5 protein-coding genes and 1 pseudogene are annotated in these 7228 nt (G+C 47.2%); 2 read left to right on the top strand and 4 right to left on the bottom strand.

Translation table 11 applies throughout. The features are described from left to right. A partial coding sequence (locus B5D35_RS24640; RefSeq protein WP_212567564.1) for a hypothetical protein occupies nt 1-245 on the bottom strand: 245 nt, incomplete at its 3' end. Nucleotides 246-330: 85 nt separating this feature from the next. Here B5D35_RS24640 and B5D35_RS21945 point away from each other — a divergent pair. Beyond that, nucleotides 331-3114, top strand: a complete 2784-nt coding sequence (locus B5D35_RS21945; protein WP_078754576.1) for a methyl-accepting chemotaxis protein — start codon at nt 331-333, stop codon at nt 3112-3114. A gap of 71 nt (nt 3115-3185) precedes the next feature. Here the strand turns inward: B5D35_RS21945 and B5D35_RS21940 are convergent, their stop codons facing one another. Then, nucleotides 3186-4730: an FAD-binding oxidoreductase gene (locus B5D35_RS21940; RefSeq protein WP_157828437.1), complete on the bottom strand. Its 1545-nt coding sequence runs from the start codon at nt 4728-4730 to the stop codon at nt 3186-3188. Nucleotides 4731-4961: 231 nt separating this feature from the next. Between B5D35_RS21940 and B5D35_RS21935 the strand changes: the two genes are divergently transcribed. Further along, a complete protein-coding gene (locus B5D35_RS21935) occupies nt 4962-5378 on the top strand; it encodes an N-acyl amino acid synthase FeeM domain-containing protein (protein ID WP_078754574.1) in 417 nt (138 codons plus the stop codon). Nucleotides 5379-5623: 245 nt separating this feature from the next. Here B5D35_RS21935 and B5D35_RS25340 read toward each other — a convergent pair whose 3' ends face one another. Together B5D35_RS25340 and B5D35_RS25440 are read right to left on the bottom strand one after the other, a co-directional pair. Further along, entirely contained in the window at nt 5624-6895 is a 1272-nt protein-coding gene (locus B5D35_RS25340) for a methyl-accepting chemotaxis protein (RefSeq protein WP_342068303.1), read from the bottom strand. A gap of 3 nt (nt 6896-6898) precedes the next feature. Next, a pseudogene (locus tag B5D35_RS25440) lies at nt 6899-7177 on the bottom strand (PAS domain-containing protein); the annotation flags it as partial. Nucleotides 7178-7228 lie beyond the last annotated feature (51 nt).

Here is a 7228-nt window from a genome sequence, read left to right as displayed (position 1 = left end):
TGCTTGTGCGGGAGAGATCCGCCTTCATGAATCGACTCTTTAATGTCGAGGTAATTTACACGTAATTTCAGGAAGCGGCGGGGTGAAATCCGCCCGATTGAATTTTTTGCAACAACCCCATTCCAGCAGAGATTTTCCTTCAGGCTGGTGAATGTCTCGATACCTTGGCCCTTATAATGAATAGCCTTTCGCCAAACGCCTCCTTCGGCGATTTTTACGCCAACGCCACCACAATAACGACTCAAAACAAAACACCGTCAGATGTCTTTGCACTTGTTGATCTCATCGATCGAAAGCTAAACATGCTTCTACTTCTAGAAAGGAACACTGATGAGTAAGCCAGATTTTCGACGTATTCACCTCACGATCGGTCAACGACTCGCATTGGGATTTGGCCTGTTAATTGCCATTTTTATCTCCGCCGTTGTGTTTACCAATACGCGTTTGGCAGAGCTGCAGCACGTTGGCTCTTCGCTGTTAGAAAACTCCGTCCCGACAGCGCTTGCGGGGAAAGCATTGAACAATGAAATCAATAAGTCACTCGCCATTCTCCGCGGATATCTGGTTTTGGGTGACAAAACATTTATCGAAAAAAGGCAGCAAATATGGCGCGACATTGATGTTCAACTCAATGTATTAAGTAACAGCCAGAACCAACTTGATATTGCCAATTACAACGCTCAACTCCACCAGCTAAAAGAACGCTTAACACAATACCGCGCCGCACAGGATGAAGTCGAAAATCTCGCGCACACCGTTGATGAGCAGCCCGCCATGAAACTCTTTGGGGAGCAAGCCGCCCCCTCTACCTTTCGCCTTGTGACAAACTTAGAGCGACTCAGCGCCATCGAGCAAGCCTTGCCCTCAACACCGGCTCGAAAAAAACTGCTGGGGTTAATTTCCGACTCAAGCGCATCGCTTTCTCTCAGCCTTGGCGCCGTAAGATCGTACTTGTTTAGTGGGGATCCCGTCTTTAAAGCTGCATTTTTCCAACATTGGACCACCAACGGTGTGCGATTCGATGAAATGAACGACATCGCCTACCTTTGGACCAAAGAACAAAAAGACTTGTTTATACGTTACGCCAAAGAACGAGAAGCGTTCCCTGATATCGTCGACGAAATGTTCCTAGTAAGAGATTCGGAGCGTTGGAACATGTCTCAATATCTATTGGGTGCCAAAGCCGCCCCTTTGGCTGAGGCCTCACTAAGCATTGTGAACAGCATTGTCCAATCACAATCGGATATCCTTCAGAAAGACGTTCGCCATCTGGAATCATTAAACAACACCATGGTCTTGGTGCTTAAAGTGACAGGGATTGTGGGTGCAGTTTTGGGTTGTCTCATTGCCTATAGTATCACTCGTACAATCGCTCGCCCGATGCGTGGAACGACGAAACGATTAAAGGCCGTGGCAGAAAATGGCGACTACTCCGTCCGCTTGAATGTACTGGGGAACGATGAAATAAGCCAATCAGCAGAAGCCTTTAACACCTTCATGGATGCTACCCAAGACGCGCTCAGTGAAATGCAGAAGGTCATGGAACGAATTGCCAGTGGGGATCTTAGCGTTAGAATGCAGGGCGAATTCAGAGGCGATTTATTGCGCATAAAAGAGGCAACCAACGCCTCTATCGAGAACGTTGAACGTGCCGAATGCGCCGAATGCGCCAAGCAAACCGCCGAGTTCGCTGCTGAATCCACGGCCAATGAGAATGCAAAAGTGCGACAAGCACTGGATAGCGCATCCAACTGCATTTTGATGGCTGACACTGACCACGACATTATTTACATCAATACCGCTACTTACCATCTATTCGTCGATGCCGAAAAGGAGTTTTCCGCCGAAATTTCCGGTTTTAATCCCGACAATGTGATTGGTCTACCTGCAACCAAGCTGCATGGTTCTTCGTTAAAAAATGAAAAACTTGATGCGTTAATAGACCCTTTTTACAGCGAGTTTATTGTCGGCAGCAAAGTGTTTTCAGTTAACGCTGTGCCTATGTTCAATCATTCAGGAGAGCGGATTGGCACCGTGTTGGAATGGAAAGACAGAACAGACGAAGTCGCTATTGAGCTTGAAATAGACACGGCTATAGCGGGTGCTGCCAGAGGGGACTTCAGTAACAAGCTTCAGATGGAAGGCAAACGCGGCTTTTTCTACAACCTATCGGCAGGGCTGAACATGCTCATTTCGAACGTAGAAAATACCACTGAAGATATGCAAAGCCTGTTGGAAGCCATGTCAAAAGGCAACTTGACCAGAAGAATGGAAAAGGAGTATTCAGGACAATTTGGCCAGCTTAAACAAGATACAAACCAGACGATCGACACACTAACGGAAGTTATCAGTGGCATTCGTCAAGCTGCCACCGCGGTGTCCAAATACTCACGTGAAATCGTAGCTGGCAATATAGATCTAAGCCAAAGGACGGAAGACCAAGCTTCGTCGTTACAAGAAACCGCATCGAGCATGGAAAACATGACCTCTACAGTCAAGCACAGTGCAGAGAACGCCTTCGAGACGAAACTGCTCAGCATGAAGGCGAGGGAAAAAGCAAGAGAGGGAGGGAAAGCCATCAATCGGACGGTGGATGCAATGGATGACATCAGCGCTGCCAGCCAAGAGATAGGTGAGATCATCGGCGTTATTAACGACATCGCTTTTCAAACCAACCTTCTTGCATTAAATGCCGCCGTCGAAGCCGCCCGTGCAGGCGAGCAAGGCCGAGGTTTTGCCGTCGTGGCTGGCGAGGTAAGAAACCTCGCGCAACGCTCTGCAAAAGCCGCCAAGGAAATTAAAGAGCTCATCAATGCGAGCAACAATAAAGTTGCCGTGGGGGCAACCTTGGTGAGCGAATCGGGCAAAACTCTATCCGAAATTGTTTCGATGGTTGAAGAGATGGGTGGCAAAATGGAAGAAATCAGTGAAGCGGCACAAGAACAGAGTATCGGCATAGATCTGGTGAACAACGCCATTGTCAAAATGGATCGAATGACCCAACAAAACGCAGTGTTAGTTGAAGAAGCAGCCAATGCCAGTGAAGGCATGCTGGACATGTCACAAGAAATGCGGGAAATGGTCGCCTTTTTTACCATCCCGGATAAAAAATAGAATCCGACAACAATGACGATGCGAGCAAATACCCCTATGTGGGGTATTTGCTGTAAACGCCGAAAAAATGGCTAATCAACACAGGTTTCGCGCGCTTCCACGACAGGCTGTGACTGCAAGCTGCCGCTCCAGTATTTCCCAGGAGAGAGAATTTGGTTAGGATCAACCGCGTATTTGAGCCTGCCAAGTAGTTCAAGATGGTTAGGGTCAATGAACTGCCTCACATCCTCAAACAATCCACTGCCACTGCGGTAGGGGCAAAATCCTTGCTCAAGCAGTGCATGATCGAGTTCTTTGTAAAACTCTCTTGCTCGCGCCACTGACGCTGGCGTTTTCTCATAGCGAATATTGGCGATCAGCACCACTGCGCGCTCGGTGACGTTAGTCATGGTGTAGCGGTCTTCATAACCAAACTTTGCAAACAGAGGGCGGCAGATATCCAACATACGTTCAATGTCTTGCGTTTTACTGCTTGTCACAGCACAGACCCACCGAAAATACGCCGGAAACTCCTCCGTTTTCATCTGAGAATGCGCACTTGGGTCGTCAAGGAGAGTTTTGATTGCATCATCCGTAGGAACGCCTTGCTTGAGATCCCAAACGATTTTGAGTCCCTCGATATGTGGTGATTTCAAATACCCATTTAACCACTGGATGACATTCCAACGTCGTTGAGTCAGCCCAATAAAACGAAGGTTCGGCACAACGGTTTTGAGTGCCTTTTTCATTTCACGATATCGCGCTTTCGCGATGGATTTTGGGCCTGATAACGTGGTGGTAATCACCCATGAGCCTGCCACTTTTCGTGCCTGAGCGCCCATGGCACGTGCCATCGATGCGGTATGTACGCCACTCGTCACAATACCCAATTGCTTTAAACGCGCCATCTCACTGACTACCTTGGGCGCATCAGCGTCGGACTGACAGAGGATAAGGACATTGAGGGTAAACTCAGGAGTAGGCTGAAGAGCGAGCGTCATTTCAAGCACTATGCCTAAATTGGACTGAGAGAAAAGTCCCTGAATCACGGGGCCAATGCCATAGGGATAAACGTGCTTGGCGACACTGTGCTGATACGCTCCCATGCCGGTTTCAATGATCTTCCCTGTCGGTAATAGCACGCGCATGGATAATACATTGCCAAAGCGATCACTGTAGTTTGTATGCCCAAAGCCGCGCTCCAACACATTTCCGACCACGCTTGTGTGATTCCCCGCGGCGGTGATATCAAGTTGCAATGCGGCTTCACTGTCAACAACAGCTTCATAGAGTTGTGCTTGCGTAACACCGGGTTGGATACGGACATAAGCATCTTGCTCATTGACTTCAAGGACTTTATCCATCCGCATGAGGTTAACAATGACATGATCAGCGCTGGGGGCTTGTGCGGTGCCGTATCCCCAGTTTTTACCACGCGCCAGTATATGAAGCGAAAAATGGTGCTGATTGGCTGCGTTCACCAACGCAAGGAGATCATCGTCATTCTCAGGCCATACGATGGCCGCAGGACGACACCGACTGCCGTTCAGAGCAAGCGCATATTCGTCTAAAATCTCGCCATTTTGGCTCCATTTATCTGCACTAAATAGGGCACTGATCGCCGCGATAGATGACATCACTTTTCCTCTCGTCATTTTACTCGCTGTCAGTAAGCCATTCTTTAAAAAAAGAATAAATTGGATTACGTACTATGAAGACGAAATTGGGAGAGTTGGTTAGGTTTTCTGTAATGCCCATGTTTTATGTATACACGCAACAGTGCTTATTCTCGCGGCATTTAAAAGTCCCTATTTAATTATCTATCCACTATTGCTTAGTATGCTCGTGATAACGATTAAGGAGCAGCAATGGACTTTTCTAAATTCTCTAACCACCTTTGTCTTACACATGAAGAAAAGATCACCGCCTATAACATTCGTTATCAAGCCTATACCGATGTTGAATATGAGCCCCTTTCTGGTACGGGTTTGTACAAAGACGAATATGATGAAGCAAGTAATCACTTCACCTTTCTATTAAAAGATCAGGGCAAACCCTTCGCCACAGCCCGTGTCAGTGTGAAATGTGCTGAGTTAGAATGGACTGCGGTGCCTTGCGAGCGTGGTTTTGTCGATAAATTTGCAGAGCTTAGCCAAAAGCACCCGGTCATTTTAGAAATCGGTCGTTTGGCAGTGCTGCCAGAGTTTAAAGGTATGTCATCCATTGCGCCTTTAGCGCTTTATGCAAACGCTTTTGCGTTTACGCAATATTTCGCAATATTCTGATGGTTTGCGCGTCAGGGAAGAAGCACAAACGATTCTATGAGCGATTAGGCTTGACCCGTGAAACCCCGTTTGCACCCAGACCACATTGCGCCATCGATTTGTGTTTGATGACCGTTCCTTTAAAAATTGAACCTTTTTTGCAGCAAACGATGATGGAAAGGGAACAACTTGACGCCATGATGCCCGACTTAAGTCCTATCTTCACGCACATTGACTGTCCTTCCCTTCAAGCGACGGCATGAGAACTAAGCACGGCGAGTTTTAAAAAACTGAACTAACTCTAGTAAGTTTTCAGCCTCGCCTAACATGTTTTCACTGGCTGCGGTCGTTTCTTCAGCCAGCCCCGCGTTTTGTTGCGTCATGTTGTCCATTTCGGTGATTGTCCGATTAATATCAACAATTCCCATCGATTGCTCTTTGGTCGCAACACTCATCATCCCAATCAAATCAGACACATTTTTTATCGCTTCAACAATTTCCACCAAATTTTCACCCGATTCACGCACCAGGTGAGTACCGTCTTTTACCTTCGAGACGCTGGCATTGATCAAATTTTTAATTTCGATGGAGGCTTTCGCACTGCGCTGTGCCAAATTTCGAACTTCTCCGGCAACAACCGCAAAGCCACGTCCTTGCTCTCCGGCTCTCGCCGCCTCTACAGCAGCATTCAGCGCCAATAAATTCGTTTGAAAGGCGATTTCATTAATCACACCAATGATATCAGATATCTGATTACTGGCATTCTCTATGTCTTCCATTGCAGCAACCGCGTCAACAACGACTTTCCCACCACGCTCCGCCTTTTTCGTCGCCTCGTTTGCTAACTTCACAGCACTTTCCGAGGTATCCGCATTTTGCTTCAACGTCGCTGTGATTTCTTGCGTGCTCGCGGCAGTTTCTTCCAAATTGGTGGCTTGAATTTCTGTTCTGTTGCTCAGTTCTGTCGTCCCCGATTGTATCTCTCTCGCCGTTGCGCTGACGGAGGACGATGCTTTGTAAATATCGAGAACCAGTTCATTCAAACGTTCAACGGTCGAATTCAATGCCGCTTTCACTGGTTCAAACTCTTCGTCCAGATCTTGGTCGATTCGATCACTCAAGTCCCCTTGAGACAAACGCATGAGACTCCCACTGATGAACGCCACTGCATTTTTTTTTGCGGTGATATCTGTCGCGTACTTAACGACTTTAAAGGGTTTACCGGATAAGTCACAGATAGGGTTGTAGGACGCTTGAATCCAAACTTCTCGACCGTTTTTGGCAAAACGTTGAAACTCTGCGCTTTCAAATTCGCCACGGTTCAGCTTTTCCCAAAACTGTTTGTATTCGCGAGAGGCGCCATACTCTGCATCAACAAATATAGAGTGATGTCGCCCTTGTACCTCTTTCAGGGTGTAACCCATCGATTTAAGAAAGTTATCATTCGCGGAGAGGATATTTCCTTTCATATCAAATTCAATGACGGCTTGAGATTTACCAATCGCGTCGATTTGCCCCTCAAAGTCGGCATTTTTCATTTTCTGGTCAGTGATATCACTGGCAAATTTCACGACTTTAAATGGCTTTCCCGATAGATCAAAAATGGGATTGTACGACGCTTGAATCCAGACCTGCCGTCCGCCTTTGCCGACACGCTCAAATTCACCACGTTTAAACTCACCTTGGCCTAGCTGCTGCCAAAACGTTTTGTATTCCACAGAATTACGGGTTTCAGGCGTGACAAATAAAATATGGTGTTGCCCTTTGATCTCTTTCAGTTCGTACCCCGTAACTGAGAGAAAGTTTTCATTGGCATGAAGAACGGCTCCGTTGCAAAGTTAGTAGAAGGCCGCTGAGACCCTAGGTTATCC

The sequence above is a fragment of the Enterovibrio nigricans DSM 22720 genome (assembly GCF_900167155.1).
GTDB lineage: Bacteria > Pseudomonadota > Gammaproteobacteria > Enterobacterales > Vibrionaceae > Enterovibrio > Enterovibrio nigricans.
This window is presented reverse-complemented; position numbering and strand designations above follow the sequence as displayed.